Source organism: Nonomuraea sp. NPDC049758 (assembly GCF_040674635.1).
GTDB lineage: Bacteria > Actinomycetota > Actinomycetes > Streptosporangiales > Streptosporangiaceae > Nonomuraea.
Genome location: NZ_JBFAMZ010000003.1, coordinates 445,401 through 470,642 on the forward strand (window position 1 = coordinate 445,401; position 25,242 = coordinate 470,642).

Here is a 25,242-nt window from a genome sequence, read left to right on the forward strand (position 1 = left end):
ATCTGGTCACCCATGGACGAGTGGAGCGACACACACCGCGAGCTCAGGGCCGAGTTCGCGGACTGGTACGAGGTGCTGGGCGAAGGCCACCTGGACGCCGACCGGACCGCCGGCCTGCCGGCGCACAAGTGGGAGCAGGTGCGCGCCTCCGGGCTGCTGCGCCTGCCGTTCTCGCCGGAATGGGGCGGCCGCGGCCTGGACCTGCTCAGCACCATGTACGTCCTGGAGGGCCTCGGCGAGGGCTGCCGGGACGGCGGGCTGTGCTTCTCGCTCTGCACGCAGATCGTGAGCGCCGGGATCCCGCTGCAACGCTTCGGCTGCCCCGAGCTGAAGGCCCGCCACCTGCCCGGCATCTGCGACGGCACGACGATCACCGCGCACGCGATCACCGACCCCGGGGGCGGCTCCGACGTGCTGGGCATGGGCATGACCGCCAAACCGGACGGCGACGACTGGATCCTCGACGGCGACAAGGTGTTCGTGACCAACGGCCCGGTCGCCGACCTGATCGTGGTCTACGCGGTGACCGACCGCGACCTGGGCCCGTTCGGCCTGACCGCCTTCCTGGTCGAACGGGACACCCCGGGCCTGCTGACCGGCCCGGACGTGCCCAAGATGGGGTTGCGCACGTCCCCGCTCGGCGAGCTGACGCTGCGCGACTGCCGGGTCCCGGCCGCCAACGTGGTGGGCCGGCCCGGCATGGGCTTCACCGTGCTGGAGCACGTGATGCGGTGGGAGATCCTGTGCTCCTTCATCGTCCAGGCCGGCGCGATGCGGCACCGGCTGGACCGCTGCGTCGAGCACGCCTCCCGGCGCCGGCAGTTCGGCCGGCCGATCGGCTCGTTCCAGATGGTCGCCGGCCAGATCGTGGACATGAAGATCGGCGTGGAGACCGCCCGGCGCTGGTTGTACGACGCCGCGCGCGGCTTCGCCGCCGGCCGGGACGTCGCCACCGACATCGCGATCGCCAAGGTGGTCACCAGCGAGGCGAACGTCAGGTCGGCGCTGGCCGCGATCCAGATCTTCGGCGGCAGCGGCTACCTGACCGGGACCGGGCTGGAGAAGGAGCTCCGGGACGCGGTCGGCGGCACCATCTACTCCGGCACCTCGGAGATGCAACGGATCCGCATCGCCCGGATGCTCGGCCTCAAGGAGTCACACACATGACCGCTGACCTGGCCGCCACGAAGTTCCTGGACGCCGGCCACCCCGTGGTGCGCGAGTTCGCCGAACGGGCCGTCGAGGGCGCCACCACGCCCACCGAGCAGGCCGTACGCCTCTACTACAAGGTGCGCGACACCATCCTGTACGACGTCTACGACATCGACATGTCCCGCGACGGCCTGCGGGCCAGCACGATCATCGCCCGGGGCAGCGGCTTCTGCCTGCACAAGTCGGTGGTGTACGCGGCCGCCGCCCGTGCGCTCGGCATCCCGTCCCGGCTGGTGTTCGCCGACGTGCGCAACCACCTGGCCTCCGGACGGCTCAAGGAGCTCGTCGGCGGCGACGTGTTCCGCTTCCACGGCCTGGTCTCCGTCCAGCTCGGAGGCCGCTGGGTGAAGGCCACCCCCGTGTTCAACAAGATGTTGTGCCGGCTGTACCGCCTGAAGCCCCTGGAGTTCGACGGCACCGCCGACAGCGTCTACCACCCGCACGACGAGGCAGGCCGGCGGCACATGGAGTTCCTGCACTGGCACGGCGAGTTCGACGACTTCCCCTACGAGCTGGTCCTGGAGGGCTTCAGGACGTCCCATCCCGCGCTGCTGGGCGGCGGGGACCAGACCGTGAAGGGCTCGCTGACCGCGGAAGCGGGCGTCTGACATCCATCGACGAAGTCCTTATGAGAGGTATCCGTTGAACGAGAGCGTCAAATACACCCTGAACGAGGACGACATCCCGTACACGTGGCTGAACATCGCCGCGGACTTCGGCGAGCCGGCCCCGATCCTCGACCCGGCCACCGGCGCGCCGATCACCCGCGCCGAGCTGTGCAGGACGATCGCCGAGCCCCTGGTGGACCAGGAGCTCAGCACCGAGCCGGAGTTCGAGATCCCCGGCCCGGTCCGCGACATCTACCGCCAGTGGCGGCCCACCCCGCTCTACCGGGCGCGCCGCCTCGAACGCGCCCTCGACACCCCCGCCCGCATCTACTACAAGTACGAGGGCGTCTCGCCGGTCGGCAGCCTCAAGCCCAACTCGGCGGTGCCGCAGGCGTACTACAACAAGCAGATCGGCAAGACGGGGCTGGTCACCGAGACCGGCGCGGGCCAGTGGGGCAGCTCGATCGCCTCGGCCGCGGCCATGTTCGGGCTGAGCGCGCAGGTTTTCATGGTGGGCGTCAGCTACCGGCAGAAGCCGTACCGCCGGGCCCTCATGGAGGCGTACGGCGCGGTCTGCAACTCCAGCCCCAGCCCGCTGACCGCGGCCGGACGGGCCGTGCTGGCCGAGGACCCCGACCACCCCGGCAGCCTCGGCATCGCCAAGTCCGAGGCCCTGGAGGTCGCCTACGGCAACCCCGACCTGGGCTACACCCGCGGCAGCTCGCTCAACCACGTGTGCGCCCACCAGACCGTCATCGGTCAGGAGGCGATGCTCCAGATGGAGCTCGCCGAGGACTACCCGGACATCGTGGTCGGCCCCTGCGGCGGCGGCAGCACCCTGGCCGGGATGTGCTTCCCGTTCCTGCGCGACAAGCTGCGCCGCGGGCGCGAGATCCGGCTCGTCGCGGCAGAACCGGTCGCCTGCCCCACGCTGACCCGTGGCCGCATCGCCTACGACCACTCCGACGCGGCCCGGCTCACCCCGCTGTCGCGGATGCACACGCTCGGCCACAAGTTCGTGCCGCCGCCCGTGCACGCCGGCGGGCTGCGCGCCCACGACATCTCGCCGCTGATCAGCCGGGCCGTCGAGAACGGGCTGATGGAGGCCGTCGCGGTACGGCAGACCGCCTGCTTCGAGGCCGGCGTGCTGTTCGCCCGCGAGGAGGGCATCGTGCCCGCCCCCGAGTCGGCGCACGCGGTGCGGGCCGCCATCGACGAGGCGCTGCGCTGCCGTGAGCAGGGCCAGTCGAAGGCGATCCTCATCGCGCTGTCCGGGCACGGCCACTTCGACCTGGCCGCGTACGAGATGTTCCAGGCCGGGCTGCTGCCCGACGACGAGCCGACGGACGACGACCTCGCCCACGGCCTGTCCAGCATCCCCGACCTGGCACGCGCCTGACCGGGCGGTGACGCGCGGCCTGCCTGCCGGCGGGCCGCGCCGTCAGCTCGGGGACCGCTAGCGCTGCTTGAGCCGGAGGGCTTCCTTGCGGGCCTCCGCCTGGACGGTGCGCTCCCGCTCCAGCCAGTCGGGGTTCTCCGCCTTCAGCGCGTCGATCTCGGCGGTCGTGAGCGGCTCGGTGATCCCGGCCCGCAGCAGCCCCGAGATGGAGACGCCGAGCTTGGCGGCCACGACCTGCTTGGGGTGTGGCCCGTTACGACGCAGGTCGGCGAGCCACGCGGGCGGCTTGGCCTGCAGCTCGTTCAGCTCGTCCCTGGAGACGACGCCCGCCTGGAACTCCGCGGGCGTGGCCGAGAGAAGGACACCCAGCTTCTTGGCCGCCGTCTCGGGCTTCATCGTCTGGATGCTCTTCGATTTGGACGAGGTCATGCCCCCAAGCCTAGCCAGTCGGGACAGCGTCCCCGACATCGATACCCTGAGGACGTGACTGACGAGAGCGGCGAAGACTTCCGGCTGGCGTACGCGCCCGGCGTGACCCCCGCCAAGTGGGCCGGCGTCTGGGCCGAGAGGCTGCCCGACGTGCCGCTCACGCTGGTCACGGCCCCCACCCCCGAGGCGCTGGCCCTCCTGCGGGGCGGCGGGGCCGACGCCGCGTTCGTCCGGCTCCCGATCGACCGCGAGGGCCTGAGCGCGATCCCCCTCTACGTCGAGACCACGGTGGTCATGGTGCCGAAGGACCACGCCGTGGCCGCCGCCGACGAGGTGACCCTCGCCGACCTGGCCGAGGAGGAGATCTTCCATCCCCTCGACGACGCCATCGAGTGGGCGTCGCGGCCCGGGCAACCGGCCTTCACCCGTCCCGCCACCACGGCCGAGGCGGTCGAGATGGTGGCCGCCGGCACCGGCCTGCTCCTGGTCCCCCAGTCGCTGGCCCGCCTCCACCACCGCAAAGACCTCACCTACCGCCCGGTCACGGACGCGCCCCAGTCCCAGGTAGCCCTGGCCTGGCCCACCGACGCGACCACCGACCTGGTGGAGGACTTCATCGGCATCGTGCGCGGCCGCACGGTCAACAGCTCCCGGGGCCGCGCTCCCGCCGCCCCCGCCGGTCCCCAGGAGAAGCAGGCACGACGCCAGCCCCCCAAGCCCGCCGCCCAGAACCGCGCCGGTCGCCGCGCCGCGCCGGCGAGCCGCAAGAAGAAGGGCCCGCGTCCCCGCTGACGGCGGCGTCCCGGCGACCGGACAGGGGCTTGACGGCGGTGACGGTGCGGCTACTTTCTCTTAAGAAGCTTTCCTGAAAGTGCACTGCCTGACGACCCACCGGAGGTCAGCACATGCGCGCGAGAAAGCACTTGGCCCTCCCCCTCGCGACCGTCCTCACCACCGTCGCCCTCTTCGGCGCCGCCTCCCCCGCGCACGCCTCCCCCACCGGCTGCACCACCGGCCGGGACGGCAAGACCGCCTGGGCGTACTGCAGCGGCGGTTCCGGCAACTACGCCGTGGTCATCCGCGTCACCCATCCGGACCCCACGGTGGGCTCGTGGCCGGAGGTCGGCCCCTGCGTCTCCCCCGGCCAGCGGTCGGAGTACACGCCGTACCACAACATCCCGTTCACCGTCACGGGCATCACCTACTGCTGAACCCACACGGGCCGGGCAGCCGGTCTCCTTCGCCTACGTGACGATGAGACCGGCGTCCGCCAGCACGGACATGAACAAGCCCCCGCACAACAACGCGATGGGCCACACCCTCTGGGTGAGGGCGACCAGGATTCCGGCGAGGAGTGCCAGCAGAGCGACGATGGTGAGGGCGTCCATGTGCGTGTTCCTGCCCGTAGGGGGTGGTCTCAGGCGCTGGGGGTCAGAGCTGGCCGAGCTTGGGGATGATCTCGCTGAGCACCCAGAGCGCCAGACCGAGTGCGAGCAGGTTGACGCGCGCGCCGCCGATGTTGAAGGCGGACAGGACGAAGCAGGCCAGGGCGAGGATGAGCAGGATGAGAGTGATCATGCCGTGTTCCACTTCTGTAGCTGGGGTGGTCGCACAGCGCTACCCGTGATCATCCGATGTAGGCATGACCGGCGAGTCGGAGGAAGTGGATCGCGGTGTTGGCGCGGCAGCCGATGCGTTCGTAGACCGGCTGCCCGGCCGGCGTGGCGTGCAGGACCAGCCGCCGGTGCCCGCTCCGCCTGCCGCCTTCGTGGATCGCCTTGCGGGTGACGGCCTCGCCGTACCCCTTGCGCGTCTCCGCCGGCAGGGTGGCGACCAGCGCCAGGAAGATGGAATGCGGCCCGGCGACGGTGGCGGCGCAGGTCACCGGCCGTCCGTCGCGGTATCCGAGGTAGGCGTGCACGTCGCCGCGCCACAGTTGGGAGCCGGCCAGGGCGAGCCTGCCCGCCTCGGGCGGCATGCCGTAGGCGCGTGCGTTGATGTCGCCGTACGCGGCGAGGTGCTCCTCGTTCTCCACCCGCCGGAACTCCAGGTCCGGATGATCCGGCTCGGGCACGGACAGGTCGCCCGCCATGCCCCGGCCCGAGAACGCCCGCTCCAGCCCGGCCTCTGCCGCGCGCCGGAACAGGCTCTCGCGCGCCTGGGGGCTCAACAGATCCTCGAAGACCCACAGATATCCGCTTTCGGCCCTGCCCCTCATGAAGGACGCCGCCCGCGCGAGCCGCTCGCCGAGCGCGTCCGCGGTGATGCCCGTACCGGCCAGGGTCACGGTGTTCCAGAAGCCGAAGGGGCTGTCGGCCCACATGTGCACGACGCCGTCGTCCGTACCGATCCGGCCGCCTCTGTCCCGTACCAGCTCGCTCCAGACGGCCACGAGATGATCCCTGGACTCCACGGCCTCTTCGAACGATGACACGACCGGCCCCTTCCCCGAGGAGACACCACGAGCAACCCAAGCGGATCGTACGACGCGGGCCTCTCGGCCGAGCCACTATCCATGACAACCTTCCCTGCGGTACCCGGCTGTGCTTCCCTTAGGGGTGGCGACCGAAGGGTGGTATCTCGAAGAGATGAAGCGCGATGACTCCCGCTCCATCAACGCCTTGCGCGCCACGTCCCAATTCGCCGCCTTGGAACCGATCTGGGCTGGCATCAGTTCCACCATGCAGCTGCGGGCCCTGCTGGTGTTCGGGGCGCTCTTCAACGAGCGCGTCTACGTGCATGACACGCAGCTGGTGGACAACCCCCGGGTCGTGGGCGACTTCAGCAGGTCGGACCTGCGGGAGAACAACTTCTACCGCCTGCTCAGAGATCTCGTCGCGGGAGGCGTCGTCGCGGTCGGGCTCCGCGCCCACAACTACCTCTACCAGGAGGACCGGCTCGACCCCAGCGACTCTCTGGCGGACGTCCTGGACAGCTGGAAGCGGAACAGCCCCGACGGGAAGGGATGGGTCGTCTCGCCGGTCTCGGTCGCCCGCGACCGCATGATCAGGGAACTCGACGGCGTTCTGGCCGGAGACGGTTCCGTCGTCGTCCGCTACGACTATGTCACCGCCAAGGACGACTTCATGCGGCAGGTCCGCGAGGCCGCCAACTCACCTGGCTCCGTCCTGGCCGGCCTGCTGTCGGCGCAGCCGATCGAACTGAGAAGACGGTACGACGACATCCTGTCGAGGCCGCGGTTCTCCCACACTCCCATCTTCGCGCTGCTCCACGACTCCGGACTGCCGGTGAGCAGCGAGCTGATCCAGATCCACGGCCTCTTCGACGAGACCGCGCACGCACGCGCGTTCAACGCGAGGATCATGGGCTCGGACTGGAACTCCGGGGACGCCACCGGCCTCGCCGAGGCCGTCCTCACCGATGCGCGGCGTGCGCCCAGCCGGCCGGATCCCCAGTTCGACATGCGGGAGCTCGTCGAGACGGCCTACCGGATGGTCGAGGGTCCGCCGCCCGACCTGCTGGCCATGCTCCGTTTCGAGGAGATCGTCGAACTGCGCGAACAGGGCAGGGAGCTGTTCGAGATCCAGTCCTACCTCGAAGTCTCGAACGCCCATGACGCGGACGACGTGCTGGCCACGGCCCTGGCCGACTGCGCCGCCGACTACTGGCAGCGCATATGCGACCACATCCGGGCGACGCGTCCCCATCTGGCGGTCAGACCCACGAAGCTGGGCATCTTCCTGCGCAGGAAGATGCCCGGACTGGCGAAGGTCGCCGAACGGTTCGCGATGACCGGCCTGTCCACGCTCACCGAAGTGGCGGTCAACGCGGTCCCGCTGGTCGGGGGCCTGCTGGGCGAGGAGGCGAAACACAGCATGCTGCGGCGGGCCAACCTGGAGTTCGTCTTCTTCACGGACTCCTCGCGCATGCGGGAACTCAGGAGCTACTACCCGCACCGAAACTGGATCTCCTCCGACGCGAGAACGATCACACGTGGGTGAGCGCGGAACACCTCACCGGGAGTCCTGATGTCGACGACACCTTCCCTCTCGCAGCGCGACGGACTCACCTGGGCCCTCCGGCCCGCCAGCGGTGACCGCGTCGGTCCAGGGCCGCACGAGCAGGACATCTGGCGCCTCCTGCAGTCCTTCGCCGAGCCGGGCTCGGCCTTCCTCGACGTCGGCGCCCACGTCGGCCACTACGCCTTACGGATGGCCAGGGCCTTCACGAAAGTCATCGCCGTCGAGCCGAACCCGGTCGCACTGCGCGCGCTGCACCACAATCTGCAGCTCAACGAGATCGGCAACGTCGACGTCCACCCGGTGGCCGCGCACGACTCCGGAGCACGACTGCGACTCTGGGATCCCTACGACGTCACCGCCGGCCCCTGCACCCGTACGCTCGCGGCCGGCGAGCCGGCGACCATTCCCGCCGACTGCGTCATCTCCACCCTCCACCGCGGCGAGGAGGGGTACGGCGCGTTCCTCGGGGAGGCCGACGGCCTGCCGATCGACGTCATGGCCTCCCGGTCCCGGGAAAGGATCCGGCTGGTCAAGATGGACATCGAGGGTCATGAGGGGAAGGCGCTGGCGGGCGCGGCGGAGACGATCGCCCACCACCAGCCGGCGCTCCTGATCGAGATGCACGACTCCATGTACGGCGAACGCATCAGGGAGGTGGTGATCGAGCAGCTCACGCGGCACGACTACGCCTGGTGCGACTTCTCGCTCTACCAGCGATCGAAGATGACGCGGTCGGACATGTGCCCTTACATCTACGCCGAGCCGGTCGGCACGCGGCGGATGCGGGACGTCCGCGACTTCGCCGTCCGGGCGAACGAGGGCGCGGCGTCACGCTGGGTGACGACTCCGTGAGACGGTCAGGATCACCAGGCTCATCTCCTCGTGCCGCACCCAGCACAGGGCCTCGAAGTCGCCTATCTCCGCCTTGAGCAGGCCCGCTTCCTTGTCGATCGTGCGCAGCAGGCCCGAGTCGAGGTCGGTGGAGAGATACTCCAGGCCGTTGAGGACGAACGTGGCGGCCATCGGCTCCGCGGCGTGCACGGCACGGATCTGCCGCACCGCCGACGACGAGAGCTGGATCTCGTAGTAGCCCTTCATGAGGCAAGCTCACGGCGCAGGTCGCTGAGCCGCATCGTCTCCATGCCGGCTTCGAGCTCCGCGATCAGCCTGAGCCCCGACAGCCGGTCAGCGGCATCCTGGGCCTCGTTGAGCAGGTCGACGCCGGCGGCGGCCACCTCGTAGGGCACCACCGCGGCCACGAGGCGGCCGCCCTGCTCCAGCAGGACGACCTCTCCCGCCGTCGCCTGGTCAATGGCTTCCTGGACGGCGGCCGCGGTGGCGGGGATCCGCAACGTGCGATTTCGCATGGCAGGTGGCTCTCCGTTCACGGACTGCGCGGCCCCTTCGGCTTAAGAGCCCTTACCCAGGGGACCTCCACCACAATACGTCGCCGCCGCCACGGAGAAGTCGCAGTCAGTGCACATCGACCTGGCGATCGGACAGTGTCCCCGCCCGGCCCGTGCCGCATCCGCTCCTTGCCGCTGACCAGCCCCGGCTCGCCCGGCCTCGGATCAGGACTTCAGCTTCAGCCTCTTCCTCGACGCGCCCGGGAACACGACGACCAGGTGCTCCTCCCCCGCCTCGCCGACCCGCACATGGACACGGAGCCGGTAGCGGCCCTTCCCGGCGATCGCCAGGTTCGGCATCGGGGCACCCGCCCCCACGTCGCCGCCGGCCCTCTCGGGCACCGCGAGCCGGCCGCTGCGGCTGACGATCGGCACTTCGTGGACCTGATCCCACCCGGCGGTCCGCAGTGGCGGCGCGGCGCGGAAGGCCTTCACCGTGAGGCACAGATCGACGACGTCCTCGACGTGCCCGATGAGCACCGCGCCGCGGGCCACCCCGATGAGGGCGCCGTCGTCGTAGGACCGGTCCGTCGCCAGTTCCGCCTCCTCCATGGCCGCCTCGCCCTCGGGGTCCTGGACCAGGTAGCCGGGATCGCCGTCCACGAACAGGAAATACTTGGCCGTGGCCTGGACGACACCCTTCGTCCGGGGCCACGGGTCCCGGCACTTCGCGTTCTCCCCGGCGATGTAGGCAGCGTTCGCCGCCGCCTCCTCCGCCGTCGACCGCAACAGGTCGGGACGGGTGGCGCCGATGATCTCCGGGCAGACGTAGACCAGTTCCTCGGGGTACACCCGCCAGGCGGCCCGGGCGCTGCCGGCCCGCGTCAGGATCGCCTCCTGCTCGTCGGTGTCCTTCGCCCGGCACAGCGCCCGTCCGTACGCGAGGACCGCCTGGTCCGACGTGGTGTCCGGGAACATGGGCGGGCCTGCGCCGTCTGTGCTCCGCGCCCGGCACAGGAACACGGCGTCGCGTTCCGCGGGTTTCACGTCGCCGAAGCTGGGCCGGTCGTAGCAGTCCGCCGACCCGGCGGTGTAGGTCAGGCGCGCGTTCTGCTCCGGATTGATCAGTACGACGAGCGACAGCACGGCGACGGCCGCCACCGCGACGCGGGACCCACGCCGCCGGACGGGCCGAAGATCGGCCGGGCGACCCCCGGCGGCCAGCTCACGAGCGGTGGCCGCGATCCACAGGGTGCTGACGAGCCTCACCGCGTCCATCAGGATCACCATCGCCAGGCCGCTGCCGAAGCGCCCTCCCACGAGGAGGCCGAACGGGATCGCCACCGCGTAGACGCCTACCGACGACAGCCCGGCGATCTGCGTGCCGCGGCTCCAGCGGCCGTCACGCCACTGCCCGAGGACGGTGACGAGGGTCGCCAGGACTCCGCCCCAGATCAGGCCCAGCTGGATGACGCCGCCCGTTCCGAGCTCCGGGAGGTCGAGCTCGTCGAGCAGTTCGTCGGCCGCCCCGGCCAGCTCGACCGCGAACAGCACTCCGGCCGCCCCGCGCAGCAGGCGCGACCGCCACCGGATGACGAGCAGGTAGAGGACGTCGATCGCGGCCCACAGTACGAGCGTGAATGCCGCGTCGACCGCCCCCGGGAGCAGCGCGATCGGATACCACAGCACGAGCGCGTAGGCCACCGCCAGATACAACAGCCGGCGCAGCGCCCTCTCCCTGCGGCCCAGCGCCCCCGGTTCCGGGGCGCGCAGAATCAGCCAAAGGAGGGCAGCCTTAACCAGGGCGGCCCCGAACAGCGCCAGACCGGCCGAGCCGTCGGACCCGTCGCCCGTGGAGAACTCGCCGAACGTCGGCGGCGACCACTCGGCGGCCACCCAGAGCCAGGTGTCGCCGAGCACCAGCCCCGCGACCGCCGCCAGAAGAATCAGACCTACTAATCCGATCCTGATAAACCGCCATAAATGTTCCGAAGACACGGGACGCGATCTTAGTGCGGCACTGCCACACCGGCCGGCACAGCGGAACAAACACTGCCGTACCGGTGTCGTCCGGGCGCGCCATTCACCGGTGATCTGGTTTGATCATCCCTGTTCGACCGGCATCGGCGCGCACGGGAGACCGCCTTGACTGCAGACAGCCGCATCAGGAATTCCCGCAGAACCGGGTACGTCATCGTCGCCATGCTCGTTCTGCTCGCCTGTCTGGCCGAAGGCGTGCACCTGTTCGGCGGACGCGCGGAACGCATGCGCGAGGTCTATGGCGGCGCCTTTCAGGTGGCGCATCCCGAGTACGACGTCATCGTGGGCCACGAGGTGGGTGTGGGCCCCCTGTCGATGGGCGTGACGGTCAGCACTTTCGAGACGCATCCGAGTCTGCGAGGTCGTCCAGCACATGAAGAGATAGTGACCGACGTGCTGGGCACGACCTCCGCTCCGGCCATGCCGGAGGCGATGATGAGCCCGTTGCTGCGCTCGTTCCACGGCGGCGAGGGAGCGGACCAGCCGGCCAAAAGCGAGGCCCGCCAGGCGATTGCGGCCCTGGGCAAAAATGACTTCTCCACCGCCGTCGTGGAACTGACCGCCCCCATGACCGAGAGCGAACTGACCACCACCCTGGGCCTGCGAGGAATGCGGTCGGACGCCGTATTCCTGTTCCTCTCCGGATCGGGCGGGGACGCCGGTAAACCTGTCTACTGGCGGTCGTGCGCGGTATATGAAACCGAATGCGAGAACACTTCACCGATCGAGCTGTACAGACGTTGGGCGGCCAAGTTGCAGTGGACCGACGCACTGAACCTGAAGTCCTTCGGGCTCGATCTCCGCCGTTTACGTCAGGCGGCACATGAAGGCAGGATCTATGGATTGGTCGTCTACGGACACTCGAAACCGGCACTCGCCGAGCTGATCGGAAAGCCCGGAGTACGCACGATCAAAATCGTCGCCTCATCGCCCATGCAGCCATGACCACCCCGCCTCAGAACGACAGCTTGAACCCGTCGTGACTGCGGACGAAGCCGAGAGAGTCGTAGAAACGATGGGCCTCGGTGCGTCGCTTGTTGCTGGTGAGCTGGACCAGGGTGCAGCCGCGGCCGCGTGCCCGCTCGATCGCCCAGGAGAGCAGTTCGCGCCCGAGCCCTGCCCCACGTCGATCGGCACGCACCCGGACCGCCTCGATCAGCGCCCGCTCCTGCCCGTGTCGTCCCAGGCCGGGAATGTACGTCAGTTGGAGGCAGCCGACGACCGTACCGTCCGCCTCGTCCATAACGATCATCTCGTTGCGCTCGTCGGCGTCGACGGCCTTGAAGGCTCGCTCATACGCCTCGTCGACCTCAACGGTCCGGGGATCGACCACAGTGTCCTCGTCAGCCAGGAGCGCGATGATCGCGGGCAGATCCCGGCGCGTCGCAGTACGAATCGTCACACCACAGAGCATGCCAGCCACCGGAGCACTTTCGAACGCCAGTCACTGCCGTAGAGGCGGCCGACCACTCTATCCGCCCGAAACGGATATGCGTCGCCGTGAAAGGAAGGCGGCGACCAACGTGACCCCGCCTACGGCGATCAGCACGGTAGCGGGAATCTTGACGAGGTTCCGCAGGTCTGTGCAGTTGTCCATATGTTGCAACCTGTCGGCCACGTCGGAGGACGGATCGAGTTGCTGCCAGGTGACTCCGACGAATGCCGAGCCGCAGGATTCACGGCCTGCCGTAACGGACATCAGGCCAGTGAGAATGCCCGAGCCGATTAACAGGAAGGCGACGAACGCCATCGCTTTGGGAGACATGCCAGTCCTCACGTGGATCCAACCGCAATGGATCCTTCATGGCGAGGCTTGGGCCGGGAAGCCGTTTGGATCGGCCATGGGGGCAACAAGCGTCAGTTGACGCCAGCCCTCGTCACGTCGCCTTGCCATCCCGCCTGCCGTTGACACTCCGCGGAGCGGCAGCGGAGGTGCAAGCTCGGCTTCGCGCGTCCCTTCACCGAAGGCGGGCGAGAGCGGCTGGGATCACAAGAATCTACGGGTCGCGGTCGACCCGGGCCACGCCTAGTGCAAAGCCGAAGGATGCCACGGTGCGGTCCGCCTTGGCGGAGTCACCCCCGCCCCGGACCCAGAATTGCGCGATGGCAGGACATGAGCGGTCCTGACGTGTAACGGTGCAAACCGCTCTCGCTGTCCGCGCGTCTTACGCGTGCACCCCTACTCCTTCAGGAGCCCCACATGGCACATCCCGGCCCTCAGGACCAGGACGGCCAGCCGTATCCCCACCAGCCATCACAGCCGTACGGGCAGTACCTCCAGCCGCCGCCTATGCCAGCCCCGACAACGCACAACTGGATAGGTGTCGTCGGCCTTTGCCTCGGCGTCCTCGCCATCCTGCTCGACGTGACCATGGTGTTGGCCCGCGTCGGGATCTGGATGTCGTTCGTCGCCATCTTCATGTCGGGGTTTGGCATGTCCTCCGCTCGCGCCGGGACAGCCACCAATCGAACCTTGTCGATCGTCGCGATGATCCTGAGCTGGACAGCGTTGGCGCTGGCCATCGTCGTCCAGTCCGTCTGGCACTCTGTCTGAGCACCGACCGGACCTACAGGTGGACGCGGAACAGCAGCCCGGAGCCTCGTACCCACCCTCGCTTTTCGGGTCGGTCGTCTCGGAGAGGGGCAGCCCACAGCCCGGGCATTCGCAGTTCTCGTTCCGCCGATGAGCCTTGCGGATATGACACGCACGCTCCTGGCCCGCACTGCCCGAGTCGCGAACCCATGCCGACCGCAAGATCGCCGACGCCATGAACGCGAAGATCGAGAAGGGTCCTCACACCGGCTAATGGCACGAAGCCCCGTTTCCACGATGGGAAACGGGGCTGTTCTACGAGGTGGGCGGTACTGGGTTCGAACCAGTGACCCCTCGCTTGTAAGGCTCGCCGCGAGAAGGTGGGACCTCGGGTGATTCGGGGTCCTACCTCGGCGAACGTTCCGCCCTGGTCCTCAATCGTCCACGCTCGTCCTGGGCCGTTGTCACTCAGATAGTCACTCAGTGGGAGCGGCCTGGCCGTGCTCCAGATAGACGGTCCTGCCAAGCTCGCGTGCAGTAGCGGCGGCCTTGACGCGACGAGCAAGCCGCTCGATCAACAGCCCGTCCAGTTCCTCGACGGGATGGAACTCGTAGGCGCTCAGCTCGTTGTCCACGAACCTGATCTGCTTGAGCAACTCGCCGTCCAAGGTGCCTCCGTCGAACACGAACAGGACCTTGTCGCCCTCCTTAGGGAGAGGCGCCCAATCGACCACGAGGAGGCGACCGATGGCTGGCTGAATGCCCAGTTCCTCTTGCACCTCTCGAACGCACGCCTCGTACGGGGTCTCTCCTGGCTCGACGTACCCGCCCGGGATGTCCATGGAGGGCTTGTACGTAGGACGGACGAGAAGCACACGACCGCTGTCATCGAAGAACAGCGCACCGGCAGCGGCACGGGCCTGGGCGAACGGCGGAGCCTCCTGATCGTTCACAGCCCCGACCTTACGCCACAGGGACTGCCTTCACACGATGTGCAGTCGCCGGGCGAGAGCTGCGAGTTGGTAACTGGGTTTGCCCTTCTGCCTTCTGATCCACGACATCGTGAGCTGACGGCTGAGGTAGTGATGGCGTACCTGCTCGGGCGCGATGGTCTCGGCCTCCAACAGCGCGGCCATCGCGTCGTCGGTACGGTTCCACAAGCTCAAGGCATGCGCCACGGCCAGGCCATGACGAGCGCGACGTTCGATCGGAAGCCTGCTGGTATCCAGCTTCGGCCCGAGCTCTACAGCCACCTGGATGTCTCCCAGCTCGATTGCCGTGGCCACCTGATGGATACGCACGTTCGTCGGCCCGAACGCGGTCCAGACATGGTTGGCGTCACCGCCGAGGCGCACCGCCGCTTCCTGCGCCTCGGCGAGGAACGCGCGTGTCGTGGTGCGGTCGTCGTCTCGCGCCGCCGCCATCGACCCGGCGAGGTACAGCGTGCCGTACACCGAAAGCAGCTCAGCCGTGGCGTGCGGGAGGCCGGGAGACAGCAGGTCGGCGGCGTCCATCGTGAGCTGCTTGGCTGCCTCGTAGCGACCGTTGGACAGAAGGGCGTGGGTCACGGAGCGAAGCAATGAGGCCGTCACGAGCTGATCACCGGATTGCCGCGCGAAGGAGAGTCCCCGCTCAGCGGCGATCCAGACGAGATCAGCCTCACCCACCTTGGCCAGGATGCCGGCAGCGGCGTGGTAGACCTGCCCGAGCACTCCCGATGCGGCCATGCGCGCGTCACCGTTCGCTGCGCGCGCAGCATGATGCGCCTCTCCCAGGAGTCCGGGCAGAGTCCGGATCACGTAGCTGTACCGGGCTCCCTGGTACGCCCGCCACACCTCGGCAAGGGCACGTCGCAGGTCGGCCTGCCCGGAGGGTTCCGCGTTCTCCACGAGCCCGGCCATCGGCGAGAGCTGCCGATAGTCCGTGATCGCGGCGCGCAGTGCTGGGATGGTCTGATCGCCGCTTCCGTCCGTCCACTCGAACAGGTGCGGCTCGGCCAGCAGATCACCGAGGGACACGTCCAATACCCTCGCCAGGGATTTGATGACGGACAGACGATCCAAGGTGATGCGGTCGTTCTCCACCTTGCTCAGCCAGTCGGTGGTCCGTCCCACCAGCCCGGCCAATACGTCCTGAGACATCCCACGCCGTCGCCGATACCAGGCCACGCGCTGGCCGATGGACAGATTGCTGGTCATTCCTCGCATGCACCTCATCCTCATCGGATGCCTACGACGGACCCCTGAATTTCTTTCCGGCCTCACAGCTCGGCCGACACATACCGTCACGCTACGTCACTGCCATACGTGATGGGAGGCCACTCATGCAACCGCAGAACCGACACCCCACGCCAGAGAAGCACGCCGCCGATGCCCTGGCCGACGCCCTCGCCGCTCACGGCGTATCCGCAGACGTCCATGACGGCTATGGCCTGAGCCTGGTGTCCGTGTGGGTCGGGCTCGTCGTCTGGTGCGACGGCGATTGGTACTGGTGGCGGGCAGGCTGGGACGACCGCCGCAAACGAGTGCTGTACGCCCGCCATCCGGCCATCGAACCGTCGAGAGCCGCGCGCCGGGTCGCCTACCGCTACGCGACCTTCAACGACGCCACCCCCTTTCGGAGACGATCCGCAGTCTGCGCCCGGAATCCGCGGAAGCGAGCCCGCAGTGAAGGAGACTCTGCGCAGTGGGCTGCTTGCGCTGGTGTCCGTGCGGGTCGGACCGGTCGTCTGGTGTCACGGCGGGCGGTACTGGTGGCTACCAGCATGGAACGCGAGACGACAGCGGGCCATCTACGCCTGGCCCCCTCCACCGAGCCCACTCGGTCCGCGCACCGAATCGCTCTCCGCTACGCCCGGCTTCGGGAGTCTCAGTTGCTCTGTACGCCGGTCGCCGGGGTCCAACCGTGCCCATGACCTTGGCAAAGTTGATCGCCGAGTACCCGGAGTGGAAGGTTCACGACATGGCAGCAGGGTGGGCGGCCATTCGGAAACATTCCGTTCCCTGTACAAGCGGGCAGTCCAACGTCCGTTGCGGGGCGACGTTGGATGAACTGGCTGCGAACCTGCAAGCGGAGACCAGGCTAGGGAAGAAGCAGAGGTCTCTTCGCGGGTCGGTCTGAACGGCCCTGCGGCTCGCCGGGCACCACCACAGGCAGCAACCCGGGTGAATCGATGGCAACCCGACCCGGAGCGCAGGGCCTCCAGGCCCGAGCACCGGAAGCGGGGCGGCAGGATCTTGAAAGCTCATCGTCGGGGCCGCCGGCCCGCGTGCGGTGGCGGGCGCGAACGGCCCCCAGGCCGCACGCGCAAGCCCGCCAGACCGCTAAGCGGGCCGGCGGCCCCGTGGCGAGCGCAGCGAGCCCTTGAACCAGTAAAGAAACTCTGAGCCAGCAATTGTCGTCGGTCCATGTCAAGATCGGCTGGCATGGATGTGGACGAGTTCTGGCACCTGATCGAGGAGTCCGCGCGAGAAGCCGTTGGGCGGGAAGCGCGCCTGGAATGGCTTCATGAGCGGTTGGTGAGGCGTTCCGCGGAGGACATCATCGATTTCGCTTCATGGATGGAGGTGGCCCGACGCAAGGTGGACACCTATCTGATGTGGGGCGCGGCGCGCACTTTGCACCTGGTAGGCGGCTTGGACAGCATCTGGTACTTCTATTCGTGGGTCATCAGCCTCGGCAGGGAGACCTTCGAGCAGGTAACGAGCGACCCCGACACCCTCATGGACGTTCCAGAGGTCCGACGCTACAACGCCATGCAACGTGACCGCGTTCGGCGCTCGGACGAGGATCGGCCGGAGTTCGAGGAGTTGGGTTACGTAGCCGTCAGGGCGTGGGAGCAAGCGACAGGCGGCGACTGGGATGCCCTTGCCGATGCTCTTGAGGCTCGTGGTCATGTTCTCGACTCCTTGCCCAATCCCGCAGATGAGGAGTGGGATTTGGACGACAAACAGGAGTCGGCCCGAAGGTTGCCACGAATCAACCGCTATATGAGCGAGCTTTACGGCCGCGCCTAGATCACGAGGTCTATGCCGTTGTCGCTGAGTTCCTGCGGGGTGAAGTCGGCTTCGGGGTCGTCGGCGAGTTCGCGGTGGTAGCCGATCTCGTAGCGGTTGGCGGGCGCTTTGACCTCGGTGACTTCGATGGGGTGGCCGTTGGGGTGGGCCATGGTGCGTCGGATGATGAGGACGGCTTCGGCGTAGTCCATGCCGAGTGCGGCTCGTTCGTCTTCGTAGGCGATGCGGGCACCGGTGAGAGTCAGCCATCGGACAGGGCCGTGTTCACGGACGAGCGACTGGTAGAAGAAGCCGGGGCGCTTGCGGTACTGGGCGTGGCGCTTGGGGTCGTCCCAGTCGGGGAGCATGTCGGCGTTGGTGTAGGAGTTGATCTCCAGGCGGGCCGATGCGCCGTGGATGACGGCGGTGTGTCCTCGGTGCCACATGCTGCGGCGGTGGATGATCGGGTGGCCGGCCCGGACGCTGAGCATGATCGCGATATCGCGGTTGGCGGTGGTCTTCTCGCCGGTGAAGAGCGGGGTTTCGCGGTCGCGTTGGGCGAGGTCCCAGCCGAAGGCTTGGATGTCGGGGTGGTTGCCGGGGGCGGCGAGGTCGGGCCGGTCGCGGTCGGTGATGAGGATGGCGCGGCGTTCGGGCATGGGGCGGACGAAGGAGCCGCGTCCGCGCATGACGTAGGCGAGCCCTTCGGAGACGAGGGTGTCGATGGCCTTGCGGACGGTGGGGCGGGAGACGTCGTACTTGCGGACGAGTTCGGGTTCGCTGGGGAGTGCGCCGCCGGGTGGGTAGCGGCCGTCGAGGATGGCGGCTCGTAGGTCGGTGGCGATGACGCGCCAGCGGGCGTCCTTGTCGTCGGTGGTGGTCTCCATGCTGCGCCTTCCTTGGTAAAGCTTCTCGGACTACTTGTATTACAGGTTGACGTTCGTCGCCACGTCTGTCAACTTGTAGTACAGGCAGTCGAACAAGGAGGTGGTGCCCTATGAACAAGGAGGAACGGCACGACGAGCAGACATCTGACACGGAATGGATGGCCGATCTCGCCCGCCTGATCAACGCCCCGGACTACGAGCGATGGCGCTCCATGGTCGCCGCGACCGGCGGATGCGCCCACCCGGTGCACCTGGCCGGGGGATCCATGATCGTGGACGCGGGCACCGGCGAGGTCCTGCACGCCTACACCACCGATAACGAGCCCTCCGGACATCTCCTGGTGGCCTGCGGCAACCGGCGGGCCTCGGTCTGCCCGGCCTGCTCACAGACCTACCAGGCCGACACCTTCCACCTGATCCGGGCGGGCCTGTCCGGCGGCAAGGGCGTCCCGGAGACGGTCAGCGCACACCCCCGCGCGTTCGTCACCCTCACCGAGCCGTCCTTCGGCCCCGTCCACTCCCACCGCGACGGCCGCGCCTGCCGCCCCCGCAAGCACGACACCCGATGCGAACACGGACACCCGATCGGCTGCCACCTGCGACACCAACCCCACGACGAACGCCTCGGCCAACCCCTGTGCCCCGACTGCTACGACTACACCGGCGCGGTCCTGTGGCAGGCACACGCGGGCGCGCTGTGGCACCGCTTCACCCTCGCCCTGCGGCAAGAACTGGCTGCCCAGACCGGGATGACCCGCCGCGCCTTCGCCGAACACGTCAAGGTGTCGTTCGCCAAGGTCGCCGAGTACCAGCGGCGCGGCCTGATCCACTTCCACGCCATCATCCGCCTCGACGGCCCCGCCGGACCGCACCAGCCACCACCCGACTGGGCCGACCATCACCTGCTCACCCAGGCCATCCCACCCGCCGCGCAACAGGTCACCGTCACCACGCCACCCAGCGACCTGGGCCGGTGGACCCTCACCTGGGGCGAACAGCTCGACATCCGCCCCATCCTGTTCGACCCACGCGCCGACGGTCTCAGCGAACGCGCCGTCGCCTCCTACATCGCCAAGTACGCCACCAAGGGTGCCGAAGCCTCCGGCACCGTCGACCACCGCCTGTCCTGCCGGGCCTGCGCCGGACGCGGACGACTGACCGCGATGACTCCCTGCGGCCACTGCCACGGCACCGGCCTCAAGCCCGGCCTCACCCTCGAAGCCCTCCCCGTCACCGACCACGCCCGCCGCATCATCCGCACCTGCTGGGAACTGGGCGCACGCCCCGAATACCGGGCACTGCGGCTCCGCCCCTGGGCGCACATGCTCGGCTTCCGCGGCCACTTCTCCAGCAAGAGCCGCGCCTACTCACTCAATCTCACCGACCTGCGTAACGCCCGCGCCGCCCACCGAGCCGCCGAAGCTCGCGAACGCCACGGCCTGCCCGCCCTGGATGACGCCACCACCCTCGTCCTGGGGCACTGGCGTTTCGCCGGGATCGGCTACACCTCCGGCGAGGCGATCATGGCCGAACACATCCGCCAGCGCGTCCAGACCGCCCGCCACATCGCGGCCGCGCAGGCGGATGAATGACCCCACCCCTCCCCGCCCACGACCGGCGGCTCTACCGCGTCACCGACGCCATGCACCTGCTCAGCCTCAGCCGCAGCGTGATCTACGAACTCCTCCGATCCGGCCGGCTCCGCTCCGTCACCCAGGGACGGACCCGGCTCATCCCCGCCTCAGCCATAGAGGACTACATCTCCCTGCTCGAACAGGAGGCTCCATGACCGAACGACGCAGCCGAGGAGACGGCGGCCTGCACTGGGACGAGACCCGGCAACGCTGGATCGCCTCAGTCACGGTCGGCTACACCCCGGCGGGCAAGCGCATCGTCAAGAAGGCCAGCGGCAAGACCAAGACCGAAGCCAAGGCCAAGCTCAAAGAGATCATCCGCGACTACGAGGACGGTCTGGCCATCGCGCCGACCAACTACACCGTTGCTGACGCAGTGCGCTACTGGCTGGAACACGGTCTCGGTGCGAGGTCAGAGGCCACGGTGAAGATGTACAACACCTACGCCGACAAGCACGTGATCCCTGCCCTCGGGGCTCGCAAGCTACGCGATCTCTCAGTGGAGGACGTCGACAAGTGGCTGGCGGGCAAGACCGGCGAACTGGGCACCCGGTCGCTCAAGCTGATCCACGGCATCCTCAACCGGTCGGTGAAGAGCGCGATGCACCGCGACAACGTCAAGCGAAACGTCGTGGATCTCTGCGACATCCCCGAGGGACGCACTGGACGTCCCTCCAAGGCTCTGACACTGGCCCAAGCTCTCGCCATCCTCACACAGGCGGAACAGGGTGGCGAGCGCATGCGGGCCTACATTGTCCTCTCCCTGCTGATCGGCGCTCGCACCGAAGAGCTGAGGGCACTTCTCTGGTCGCACGTCGTGGCGTACGACGAGGCCCGTGCATCCTGGCTGCCGGTGACCCAGACCGGCTGGGAGCACGACGACTTCGCGGTCTACGTCTGGCGATCCGTACGGCAGAAAGGTGACACCAAGACCGTCAAGTCTCGGCGATCACTCAAACTCCCCCGGCGTTGCGTGGAGGCGCTACGCCTGCTCAGAGAAGCCCAGGACGTCGCGCAGGAGAAGGCCGGCGACCGGTGGAAGGACACGGACCTCGTGTTCTGCACACGCACGGGCGCCCCGTCACGGCGCACAACGTACGACGCGACTTCCGGAAGGTCGTGGAGGCGGCAGGGCTCACCGGGCGGGAGTGGTCGCCTCGCGAGCTGCGGCACAGCTTCGTGTCCGTGCTGTCAGACTCCGGCGTCCCCATCGAGGACATCTCGCGCCTCGTCGGGCACTCCAACACGGTGGTCACCGAGACCGTCTACCGGCATCAAATCCGGCCCGTGATCATGCAGGGAGCTGCGGCGATGGACAAGATTTTCGGGACTTAGTCCCTCACTTAGTCACTCAGACGCCGTTTTCAAGATCAGAGATTGTAGATTTTCGCTGGTGGGCGGTACTGGGTTCGAACCAGTGACCCCTCGCTTGTAAGGCGAGTGCTCTACCGCTGAGCTAACCGCCCCCTGATCGGCACTAACCTTACGACACCAGAGGGGCCGATCGCACATTCACCGTCCAGCCGGGGCCCAGTTCGGGGCGGCCGGCGGCTCGCCAGCCCAGCAGGGCGGCGCCCAGCATGCCGGCGTCGACGCCCAGCGCGGCCGGGACGAGCGGGGGCGCGTCGCGGAAGGCCAGGCGCTTGACCAGGCGGGTACGTACGGGATCGAAGAGGGCGGGGCCGGCCTCGGCCAGGCCGCCGCCGAGGACGATCACCGAGGGGTCCAGCAGCAGCGTGTACGTCGCCAGGGCGAGCGACAGGGCCTCCACGGCCTCGTCCCACACTTCGATGGCGATGGGGTCGTCGGAGGCGACCACCTGCTCGGCGCGTACGCCCTCCACGCCCGCACGCTGGCTGTAGCGGCGGCCGACCGAGGCCGCCGAGGCGTACGTCTCCAGGCAGCCGAACTGGCCGCACGCGCACTGTTCGCCGTCGGGGAAGACGGGGGTGTGGCCGATCTCGCCGGCCCAGCCGGAGGAGCCGCCGTACGGGTCGCCGTCGATGATCGAGGCTCCGGCGATACCGGTGCCGATGGGGAGGAAGAGGAAGTCGGAGACGCCTCTTCCGGCGCCGAGGATGCTCTCGGCCAGACCGCCCGTGCGGACGTCGTGGCCCAGCATGACGGGGATGTCCAGGGTGGTGAAGTTCGAGGCGGGGACGTCACGCCAGCCCAGGTTCGCCGCATAGAGAGCCGCGCTCTCGGACACCAGCCCCGGGACGGCCAGACCGACGCCTGCGGGTTCGCCGTCGCCGGAGGAGGCCAGGTGGCCGATGAAGTCGGAAATGGCGGACACGACCGCCTCAGGGCCCTCCTCGCGAGGAGTGTGGCGCCGCTCGCTCAGCAACACCTCACCGGACTCGCTGACCAGGCCGCCCTTCATGGACGTGCCACCGACGTCGAGCGCGACGACGAACGAACTCATAGCGGACACGAAAGGAGACGATAGCGCAGGTCAGCAAATGTCTGAAAAGGCGCTTGAGAATCTCTCAGCTGGAAGCAGGGCGCCGCGCCGCGATCCAGGCCGGCGACACCAGGGCCCTGAACTGGCCGTCAACCACACGACGCCAGGGCCTCGAACTCAAGATCGCCCAGGCGGTCAGGCCCTGCCCAGCACCCGGTTCAGCGCCGCCTCGACCTCGGCCGACAGCCCGGGCGGAGCCCCCGACCCCACGTACGCCCCCTGCTCCTCGAACCCCTTCGGCGCCCGGGCCTGCCGGACGGCGCCGCAGCCGCGGCACTCGATCTCCCCCAGCCGGCAGATGAGCGCGGCGGACCCGCAGGTGGTGCAGGAGTCGAGATCGAGGTCGTGCAGCCGTTGACAGTCCGGGCAGATCAGCACCTGGGACTCGTTGCGCACCCCGCGCTGCCACGGGCTGGCGCCACGGACCGGGTCGGTCTGCCGGGCCCCGCATCGGTAGCAGGGCATCGTTCCCTCCGAAGTCAGGAAATGTCGGCGAGTGCCTTGACGTAGTCGGCGACGTCACGTGCCGAGGAGATCGGACTGATCACCGACCACCGGATCACGCCCTCGCCGTCGATGACGAAGGTCCCCCGACGTGCGAGCCCCTTCGCCTCATCGAACACACCGTACGCCTGGGCGACCTGTCCATGTGGCCAGAAATCGGAGAGTAGGGCGAATCCGTAACCTTCCCGGTCGGACCAGGCACGCAAGGCGAACACGGAGTCGACCGACACGGCGAGCACCCGCGCGTCGAGAGGCTGGTCGCGCAGCGCGGTGAGCTCGCCCTCGCAGATCCCGCTGAAGGCAAGCGGATAGAAGACCAGCACGACCTTCTCGCCCCGGAACATGGACAGTCTCACCGGGGCGCCGTGCTGGTCCTGCAGCTCGAAATCCGGAGCCAGTGCGCCGACCTCGGCAGGATGTGCGTTCACAGCCCACCATCCTGCCGTATCGGCCGGCCTCGGAGTTTCCTAACGTCGGCCCTTCGGGGCGACGAGCCTGGTCCCGGACCAGTCGGGTGCGGCTGAGATGCTGCTGGTCTGCGAGAGACCCGCGGTAGCGGCATCCTCCCCGATGTCGCTCGGCTCCACGTGGCCATCGCGCCCGGCCTTGGGAGTCAGCAGCCAGATCTGGCCGGCTTCGGCGAGTGCTCGCATGGCGTCGCTGAGGGCGTCGAAGAGGTCCCCGTCGCCGTCGCGCCACCACAGCAGCACCACGTCGACGACGTCGTCACTCTCCTCGTCCAGCAGCTCGTTGCCGGTCAGGTCCTCGATGGAGTCGCGAAGCTCGTCGTCGACGTCCTCGTCCCAACCGATCTCCTGCACCACCTGACCCGGCTTGAGGCCGAGTCGTTCGGCCAGGCCGCGCTCGCCCTGCGCCTGACCCGCGGTCGCGCTCACGTTTATCCCTCCTGCTTGAGTGGCCCCGCTCTATGCGGTTTATCGCTTCGGCACAGTCCACACGCTGTGACCCTCAGTCGTCAACGGTCGCCACGGGTACGGCCGTAGTCGGCCAGAATCAATCTGACAAAAACGACAGGCGAACCTGGCGTTGCGTGTTGTCGACATTGAGGTCGACCAGCGCGACGGACTGCCATGTGCCCAACGCCATTCTCCCGCCCAGCACGGGGATCGTGGCGTACGGCGGGATCAGCGCGGGCATGACGTGTGACCTGCCGTGACCGCGCGAACCGTGGGCATGACGCCAGCGGTCGTCGGCCGGGAGCAGGTCACGCAGCGCGGCGAGCAGGTCGTCGTCGCTGCCGGAGCCGAGCTCCAGCAGCGCCACGCCCGCGGTCGCGTGCGGCACGAAAACGTGCAACAGGCCGTCTTCTCCCTGCGCGCGCACGAATTCAGCGCATTCAGCGGTGATGTCGTGCACGGTCTCGCGTGAACCCGTGGCCACGGAGATGATTTCTGATCTCACAGGGAAATCCTACTGAGGCACAACGACCGCATCAGGGCCGGGAAAGACCAGCCCGGTGTGGCCGTCGTCGAACCGCACGATGTACGGAGGCTCGCCGTCCGTGCCGTGGACCTCGGTGATGACGCCGCTCCGCTCCCTTTCGCCGACGGTGTTGCCGTGCATCAGGAGTCGGTCTCCTGCCGTCGCATTCATACCTTCCACATTGGTACGACGAACGGCCCGAGAAAAGAGCGGATGCCGGGGACGGCGATTTTTTGCCCGGTCTTCATAGGGGCCGAAAATGATGACCGAAACGTTACGCGGCACGGGCGCGGCGTTTCAGCCGCCACGGCCGGACCGTGGTCGTCGGATCACCTGACCACCACGGCGTTACGGCTGGTCAGGGCCAGGACGGCGGGATCGGGTCCGGCTCTGTCGCCTGATGGTTCCGATATGGCCTCATTTCGGCAGCGGCCCGGCCGAGGGCCGTTTGTGCGCCCGGGCGGAGGCGGCGGCGGGATGCGCGACAGAGGGTCGGCTCGACAAGAGAGACAAGGAGAGAGGCGTCCAGGGAGCCGGACACACAGCTTCAGGCGAGCCGACAGGATGCGGGACCCGACCCCGGGTCGACCGACAGGATGCGGGACCCGGCTTCGGGCGGGATGACAGGATGCAGGGCCGAGCCTCGGGCAGGCCGACAGGATGCGGGGCCCGACCCCGGGTCGACCGACAGGATGCGGGACCCGGCTTCGGGCGGGATGACAGGATGCAGGGCCGAGCCTCGGGCAGGCCGACAGGATGCGGGGC

General features: G+C 68.4%; 31 protein-coding genes, 1 tRNA gene and 1 pseudogene. 14 read left to right on the plus strand and 19 right to left on the minus strand.

Going from position 1 to position 25,242, the window contains the following annotated elements; genetic code table 11:
• The first annotated feature begins 12 nt into the window (after positions 1-12).
• Genes AB0J46_RS10155 through AB0J46_RS10165 form a run of 3 tightly spaced genes read left to right on the plus strand, consistent with a single transcriptional unit; the run spans position 13 to position 3,219 of the window.
• A complete protein-coding gene (locus AB0J46_RS10155; RefSeq protein ID WP_364329044.1) occupies positions 13-1,167 on the plus strand; it encodes an acyl-CoA dehydrogenase family protein in 1,155 nt (384 codons plus the stop codon).
• Positions 1,164-1,820: a transglutaminase family protein gene (locus AB0J46_RS10160; protein ID WP_364329047.1), complete on the plus strand. Its 657-nt coding sequence runs from the start codon at positions 1,164-1,166 to the stop codon at positions 1,818-1,820. Before AB0J46_RS10155 ends, AB0J46_RS10160 begins: the two co-directional genes overlap by 4 nt.
• 34 nt (positions 1,821-1,854) lie before the next feature.
• Positions 1,855-3,219 (plus strand): TrpB-like pyridoxal phosphate-dependent enzyme, encoded by a 1,365-nt coding sequence (locus AB0J46_RS10165; RefSeq protein ID WP_364329049.1) that lies wholly within the window; start codon positions 1,855-1,857, stop codon positions 3,217-3,219.
• 57 nt (positions 3,220-3,276) lie between these two features.
• On the opposite strand, the gene AB0J46_RS10170 is transcribed toward AB0J46_RS10165, so the two are convergent.
• Entirely contained in the window at positions 3,277-3,648 is a 372-nt protein-coding gene (locus tag AB0J46_RS10170; RefSeq protein ID WP_352358886.1) for a DUF5997 family protein, read from the minus strand.
• A gap of 54 nt (positions 3,649-3,702) precedes the next feature.
• Here AB0J46_RS10170 and AB0J46_RS10175 point away from each other — a divergent pair, with 54 nt between their 5' ends.
• Together AB0J46_RS10175 and AB0J46_RS10180 are read left to right on the plus strand one after the other, a co-directional pair.
• The gene (locus AB0J46_RS10175) at positions 3,703-4,440 is read left to right on the plus strand and encodes a LysR family substrate-binding domain-containing protein (protein WP_364329052.1); all 738 of its coding nucleotides are present in this window, start codon (positions 3,703-3,705) and stop codon (positions 4,438-4,440) included.
• Positions 4,441-4,553: 113 nt separating this feature from the next.
• Positions 4,554-4,859, plus strand: a complete 306-nt coding sequence (locus AB0J46_RS10180; protein ID WP_364329054.1) for a hypothetical protein — start codon at positions 4,554-4,556, stop codon at positions 4,857-4,859.
• Between the two features lie 33 nt (positions 4,860-4,892).
• On the opposite strand, the gene AB0J46_RS10185 is transcribed toward AB0J46_RS10180, so the two are convergent.
• The 3 genes from AB0J46_RS10185 to AB0J46_RS10195 are packed head-to-tail and all read right to left on the minus strand — an operon-like array spanning position 4,893 to position 6,082.
• Positions 4,893-5,036, minus strand: coding sequence for a hypothetical protein (locus tag AB0J46_RS10185; protein ID WP_357965512.1), 144 nt, complete (start codon positions 5,034-5,036; stop codon positions 4,893-4,895).
• A 43-nt stretch (positions 5,037-5,079) separates the two neighbouring features.
• Positions 5,080-5,226, minus strand: a complete 147-nt coding sequence (locus tag AB0J46_RS10190) for a hypothetical protein (protein ID WP_352323191.1) — start codon at positions 5,224-5,226, stop codon at positions 5,080-5,082.
• Between the two features lie 49 nt (positions 5,227-5,275).
• Complete coding sequence (locus AB0J46_RS10195; protein ID WP_364329058.1) at positions 5,276-6,082, minus strand: GNAT family N-acetyltransferase; 807 nt, start codon at positions 6,080-6,082, stop codon at positions 5,276-5,278.
• Positions 6,083-6,329: 247 nt separating this feature from the next.
• Here AB0J46_RS10195 and AB0J46_RS10200 point away from each other — a divergent pair, with 247 nt between their 5' ends.
• Positions 6,330-7,610 (plus strand): hypothetical protein, encoded by a 1,281-nt coding sequence (locus AB0J46_RS10200; protein WP_364329061.1) that lies wholly within the window; start codon positions 6,330-6,332, stop codon positions 7,608-7,610.
• A gap of 27 nt (positions 7,611-7,637) precedes the next feature.
• Positions 7,638-8,483 carry an FkbM family methyltransferase gene (locus tag AB0J46_RS10205; protein ID WP_364329064.1) on the plus strand — a complete coding sequence of 282 codons (846 nt, stop codon included), beginning with the start codon at positions 7,638-7,640 and terminating at the stop codon, positions 8,481-8,483.
• Here the strand turns inward: AB0J46_RS10205 and AB0J46_RS10210 are convergent.
• From AB0J46_RS10210 to AB0J46_RS10220, 3 genes are all read right to left on the minus strand, one after another.
• On the minus strand, positions 8,460-8,729 hold the full coding sequence (locus AB0J46_RS10210) for a hypothetical protein (protein ID WP_364329067.1): 270 nt from the start codon (positions 8,727-8,729) through the stop codon (positions 8,460-8,462). The genes AB0J46_RS10205 and AB0J46_RS10210 overlap by 24 nt on opposite strands.
• On the minus strand, positions 8,726-8,998 hold the full coding sequence (locus AB0J46_RS10215; RefSeq protein WP_364329070.1) for a hypothetical protein: 273 nt from the start codon (positions 8,996-8,998) through the stop codon (positions 8,726-8,728). The genes AB0J46_RS10210 and AB0J46_RS10215 overlap by 4 nt, the downstream gene beginning before the upstream one ends.
• Positions 8,999-9,202: 204 nt before the next feature.
• The gene (locus tag AB0J46_RS10220; protein ID WP_364329073.1) at positions 9,203-10,975 is read right to left on the minus strand and encodes a hypothetical protein; all 1,773 of its coding nucleotides are present in this window, start codon (positions 10,973-10,975) and stop codon (positions 9,203-9,205) included.
• Positions 10,976-11,179: 204 nt separating this feature from the next.
• Here AB0J46_RS10220 and AB0J46_RS10225 point away from each other — a divergent pair, with 204 nt between their 5' ends.
• Complete coding sequence (locus AB0J46_RS10225; RefSeq protein WP_364329076.1) at positions 11,180-11,962, plus strand: hypothetical protein; 783 nt, start codon at positions 11,180-11,182, stop codon at positions 11,960-11,962.
• A gap of 10 nt (positions 11,963-11,972) precedes the next feature.
• Here AB0J46_RS10225 and AB0J46_RS10230 read toward each other — a convergent pair whose 3' ends face one another.
• Positions 11,973-12,419, minus strand: a complete 447-nt coding sequence (locus tag AB0J46_RS10230; RefSeq protein WP_364329079.1) for a GNAT family N-acetyltransferase — start codon at positions 12,417-12,419, stop codon at positions 11,973-11,975.
• Positions 12,420-12,488: 69 nt separating this feature from the next.
• Positions 12,489-12,782, minus strand: a complete 294-nt coding sequence (locus AB0J46_RS10235) for a hypothetical protein (RefSeq protein WP_364329082.1) — start codon at positions 12,780-12,782, stop codon at positions 12,489-12,491.
• 435 nt (positions 12,783-13,217) lie between these two features.
• On the opposite strand from AB0J46_RS10235, the gene AB0J46_RS10240 reads away from it, so the two are divergent.
• The gene (locus tag AB0J46_RS10240) at positions 13,218-13,571 is read left to right on the plus strand and encodes a hypothetical protein (protein ID WP_364329085.1); all 354 of its coding nucleotides are present in this window, start codon (positions 13,218-13,220) and stop codon (positions 13,569-13,571) included.
• Between the two features lie 455 nt (positions 13,572-14,026).
• On the opposite strand, the gene AB0J46_RS10245 is transcribed toward AB0J46_RS10240, so the two are convergent.
• Together AB0J46_RS10245 and AB0J46_RS10250 are read right to left on the minus strand one after the other, a co-directional pair.
• A complete protein-coding gene (locus tag AB0J46_RS10245) occupies positions 14,027-14,503 on the minus strand; it encodes an NUDIX hydrolase (protein ID WP_364329088.1) in 477 nt (158 codons plus the stop codon).
• 30 nt (positions 14,504-14,533) lie between these two features.
• The gene (locus AB0J46_RS10250) at positions 14,534-15,748 is read right to left on the minus strand and encodes a helix-turn-helix transcriptional regulator (protein WP_364329091.1); all 1,215 of its coding nucleotides are present in this window, start codon (positions 15,746-15,748) and stop codon (positions 14,534-14,536) included.
• Positions 15,749-16,975: 1,227 nt separating this feature from the next.
• On the opposite strand from AB0J46_RS10250, the gene AB0J46_RS10255 reads away from it, so the two are divergent.
• Positions 16,976-17,566, plus strand: coding sequence for a DUF4240 domain-containing protein (locus AB0J46_RS10255; protein ID WP_364329094.1), 591 nt, complete (start codon positions 16,976-16,978; stop codon positions 17,564-17,566).
• Here the strand turns inward: AB0J46_RS10255 and AB0J46_RS10260 are convergent.
• Entirely contained in the window at positions 17,563-18,432 is an 870-nt protein-coding gene (locus AB0J46_RS10260; protein ID WP_364329097.1) for a GntR family transcriptional regulator, read from the minus strand. The two genes, AB0J46_RS10255 and AB0J46_RS10260, sit on opposite strands and share 4 nt — an antisense overlap.
• 110 nt (positions 18,433-18,542) lie before the next feature.
• Between AB0J46_RS10260 and AB0J46_RS10265 the strand changes: the two genes are divergently transcribed.
• The 4 genes and pseudogenes from AB0J46_RS10265 (at position 18,543) to AB0J46_RS10280 (ending at position 21,401) form a co-directional block, all read left to right on the plus strand.
• Positions 18,543-20,024 carry a replication initiator gene (locus AB0J46_RS10265; protein WP_364329100.1) on the plus strand — a complete coding sequence of 494 codons (1,482 nt, stop codon included), beginning with the start codon at positions 18,543-18,545 and terminating at the stop codon, positions 20,022-20,024.
• The gene (locus AB0J46_RS10270; protein ID WP_357704615.1) at positions 20,021-20,221 is read left to right on the plus strand and encodes a helix-turn-helix domain-containing protein; all 201 of its coding nucleotides are present in this window, start codon (positions 20,021-20,023) and stop codon (positions 20,219-20,221) included. The genes AB0J46_RS10265 and AB0J46_RS10270 overlap by 4 nt, the downstream gene beginning before the upstream one ends.
• Positions 20,218-20,529, plus strand: a pseudogene (locus AB0J46_RS10275) (Arm DNA-binding domain-containing protein); the annotation flags it as partial. The gene AB0J46_RS10270 and the pseudogene AB0J46_RS10275, both read left to right, overlap by 4 nt.
• 572 nt (positions 20,530-21,101) lie before the next feature.
• A complete protein-coding gene (locus tag AB0J46_RS10280; protein WP_364329609.1) occupies positions 21,102-21,401 on the plus strand; it encodes a tyrosine-type recombinase/integrase in 300 nt (99 codons plus the stop codon).
• Between the two features lie 56 nt (positions 21,402-21,457).
• Here AB0J46_RS10280 and AB0J46_RS10285 read toward each other — a convergent pair.
• From AB0J46_RS10285 to AB0J46_RS10315, 7 genes are all read right to left on the minus strand, one after another.
• Positions 21,458-21,532, minus strand: a tRNA-Val gene (locus AB0J46_RS10285).
• A 17-nt stretch (positions 21,533-21,549) separates the two neighbouring features.
• Entirely contained in the window at positions 21,550-22,491 is a 942-nt protein-coding gene (locus AB0J46_RS10290; protein ID WP_364329103.1) for an ROK family protein, read from the minus strand.
• Between the two features lie 174 nt (positions 22,492-22,665).
• Positions 22,666-22,995 carry a hypothetical protein gene (locus tag AB0J46_RS10295; RefSeq protein ID WP_364329106.1) on the minus strand — a complete coding sequence of 110 codons (330 nt, stop codon included), beginning with the start codon at positions 22,993-22,995 and terminating at the stop codon, positions 22,666-22,668.
• Between the two features lie 14 nt (positions 22,996-23,009).
• Complete coding sequence (locus AB0J46_RS10300; RefSeq protein WP_358284319.1) at positions 23,010-23,462, minus strand: peroxiredoxin; 453 nt, start codon at positions 23,460-23,462, stop codon at positions 23,010-23,012.
• 39 nt (positions 23,463-23,501) lie between these two features.
• Complete coding sequence (locus tag AB0J46_RS10305; protein WP_352321051.1) at positions 23,502-23,930, minus strand: DUF3052 domain-containing protein; 429 nt, start codon at positions 23,928-23,930, stop codon at positions 23,502-23,504.
• Positions 23,931-24,048: 118 nt separating this feature from the next.
• A complete protein-coding gene (locus tag AB0J46_RS10310) occupies positions 24,049-24,456 on the minus strand; it encodes a secondary thiamine-phosphate synthase enzyme YjbQ (RefSeq protein ID WP_352321050.1) in 408 nt (135 codons plus the stop codon).
• A gap of 9 nt (positions 24,457-24,465) precedes the next feature.
• Complete coding sequence (locus tag AB0J46_RS10315; protein ID WP_364329110.1) at positions 24,466-24,648, minus strand: DUF1918 domain-containing protein; 183 nt, start codon at positions 24,646-24,648, stop codon at positions 24,466-24,468.
• Positions 24,649-25,242: the final 594 nt, after the last annotated feature.

Coding starts and splice junctions, on each gene's coding strand:
- AB0J46_RS10155 (WP_364329044.1), top strand. CDS start 13: ATGGACGAGTGGAGCGACACACACCGCGAGCTCAGGGCCGAGTTCGCG.
- AB0J46_RS10160 (WP_364329047.1), top strand. CDS start 1,164: ATGACCGCTGACCTGGCCGCCACGAAGTTCCTGGACGCCGGCCACCCC.
- AB0J46_RS10170 (WP_352358886.1), bottom strand. CDS start 3,648: ATGACCTCGTCCAAATCGAAGAGCATCCAGACGATGAAGCCCGAGACG.
- AB0J46_RS10180 (WP_364329054.1), top strand. CDS start 4,554: ATGCGCGCGAGAAAGCACTTGGCCCTCCCCCTCGCGACCGTCCTCACC.
- AB0J46_RS10185 (WP_357965512.1), bottom strand. CDS start 5,036: ATGGACGCCCTCACCATCGTCGCTCTGCTGGCACTCCTCGCCGGAATC.
- AB0J46_RS10190 (WP_352323191.1), bottom strand. CDS start 5,226: ATGATCACTCTCATCCTGCTCATCCTCGCCCTGGCCTGCTTCGTCCTG.
- AB0J46_RS10200 (WP_364329061.1), top strand. CDS start 6,330: ATGCAGCTGCGGGCCCTGCTGGTGTTCGGGGCGCTCTTCAACGAGCGC.
- AB0J46_RS10205 (WP_364329064.1), top strand. CDS start 7,638: ATGTCGACGACACCTTCCCTCTCGCAGCGCGACGGACTCACCTGGGCC.
- AB0J46_RS10210 (WP_364329067.1), bottom strand. CDS start 8,729: ATGAAGGGCTACTACGAGATCCAGCTCTCGTCGTCGGCGGTGCGGCAG.
- AB0J46_RS10215 (WP_364329070.1), bottom strand. CDS start 8,998: ATGCGAAATCGCACGTTGCGGATCCCCGCCACCGCGGCCGCCGTCCAG.
- AB0J46_RS10225 (WP_364329076.1), top strand. CDS start 11,180: ATGCTCGTTCTGCTCGCCTGTCTGGCCGAAGGCGTGCACCTGTTCGGC.
- AB0J46_RS10235 (WP_364329082.1), bottom strand. CDS start 12,782: ATGTCTCCCAAAGCGATGGCGTTCGTCGCCTTCCTGTTAATCGGCTCG.
- AB0J46_RS10240 (WP_364329085.1), top strand. CDS start 13,218: ATGGCACATCCCGGCCCTCAGGACCAGGACGGCCAGCCGTATCCCCAC.
- AB0J46_RS10250 (WP_364329091.1), bottom strand. CDS start 15,748: ATGACCAGCAATCTGTCCATCGGCCAGCGCGTGGCCTGGTATCGGCGA.
- AB0J46_RS10255 (WP_364329094.1), top strand. CDS start 16,976: ATGGATGTGGACGAGTTCTGGCACCTGATCGAGGAGTCCGCGCGAGAA.
- AB0J46_RS10260 (WP_364329097.1), bottom strand. CDS start 18,432: ATGGAGACCACCACCGACGACAAGGACGCCCGCTGGCGCGTCATCGCC.
- AB0J46_RS10265 (WP_364329100.1), top strand. CDS start 18,543: ATGAACAAGGAGGAACGGCACGACGAGCAGACATCTGACACGGAATGG.
- AB0J46_RS10270 (WP_357704615.1), top strand. CDS start 20,021: ATGACCCCACCCCTCCCCGCCCACGACCGGCGGCTCTACCGCGTCACC.
- AB0J46_RS10290 (WP_364329103.1), bottom strand. CDS start 22,491: ATGAGTTCGTTCGTCGTCGCGCTCGACGTCGGTGGCACGTCCATGAAG.
- AB0J46_RS10295 (WP_364329106.1), bottom strand. CDS start 22,995: ATGCCCTGCTACCGATGCGGGGCCCGGCAGACCGACCCGGTCCGTGGC.
- AB0J46_RS10315 (WP_364329110.1), bottom strand. CDS start 24,648: ATGAATGCGACGGCAGGAGACCGACTCCTGATGCACGGCAACACCGTC.